We start from the raw sequence: 1072 nt of genomic DNA on the forward strand, positions 1-1072 counted from the left end.
GGGAAGGAGCGGGGTTGGGGACCCGTGACCATGGATGAGTTCGTCTCTGAAATCGATAACGGTTCGCTGTATGTCGGTTCTCCCGAAACAGTCGCGGCAAAGCTCGCTCCTGTTATCTCCGCTCTAGGCATCCAGCGTTTCCAGCTCAAATACAGCGCAGGAACTCTACCGCACAAGAACCTGATGACGAGTATTAGGTTTTTCGGCGAGGAAGTTGTTCCCACGGTTAAAGCCGCTCTTGGGGATCGGGAAGCAGCTTAGCTCTCTCTCTCGATACCGCACTGAGGCACCGTCATTCTCCTTCGATCTGTAAGGCGCCTCAGGCCAGATGGCGGCCATTTCGGCAGGTGGTGCCTCTACATTTCAAATCATTCTTGGAGAAACAGGCAACCTTCGTAGAGGCTTAATCTATCGGTCGCGTTCGGTCAGTCGCTAAGTTTCTCTCGTGTCCAAAGCGCAATCGGCGCAAGCGAGAGGAAAGAAAAATGTCGAAGGTTTGGTTTATCACTGGTGCAGCCCGGGGTATCGGCAAGGAAGTGGCACTTGCGGCTTTGGCTGCGGGAGATAAGGTTGTCATCACTGGCCGCAATGGTGAACAGCTCACGAAGGCGTACAAGGGCGGTGACGATGTTTTGGCTCTTCAGCTCGATGTATCGAATGAAGAACAGGCCGCCAATGCAGTCGACGCTGCTGTCGCCTATTTCGGCCGCATCGACGTTCTTCTGAACAATGCCGGCTTCGGCCAACTCGGATTATTCGAGGAAATCGGCTCCGCCGCAATCGCCGACCAGTTCAACACCAACGTGTTCGGTCTCTTCAACGTGACCCGCGCGGTCCTGCCTGTCATGCGCAAACAGCGTAGCGGCCACATCCTCAATGTATCATCGATAGGCGGGTCCGTTGGCTTTGCGGGTTCGACAGTCTACTGCGCCACGAAATATGCTGTCGAAGGGTTCTCTGAATAGCTCGCGCTTGAGGTTGCCGACTTCGGTTTTAAGGTCTCGATAGTAGCGCCCGGCTTCGTCCGTTCTGAATTTCTTGACAGTTCATCGGTTCGTTACGGTGACAAGAC

General features: G+C 54.5%; 1 protein-coding gene and 1 pseudogene. Both read left to right on the forward strand.

The genetic code is table 11. The features are described 5' to 3' along the window. Positions 1 to 261, forward strand: a pseudogene (locus AB4Z23_RS27180) (LLM class flavin-dependent oxidoreductase); the annotation flags it as partial. A gap of 224 nt (positions 262 to 485) precedes the next feature. Beyond that, on the forward strand, positions 486 to 965 hold the full coding sequence (locus AB4Z23_RS27185; protein ID WP_441361143.1) for an SDR family NAD(P)-dependent oxidoreductase: 480 nt from the start codon (positions 486 to 488) through the stop codon (positions 963 to 965). The last annotated feature ends 107 nt before the right edge of the window (positions 966 to 1072 follow it).

The organism is Agrobacterium sp. MCAB5, assembly GCF_052114365.1.
In the GTDB taxonomy this organism is placed as follows: Bacteria; Pseudomonadota; Alphaproteobacteria; order Rhizobiales; family Rhizobiaceae; genus Agrobacterium; species Agrobacterium tumefaciens.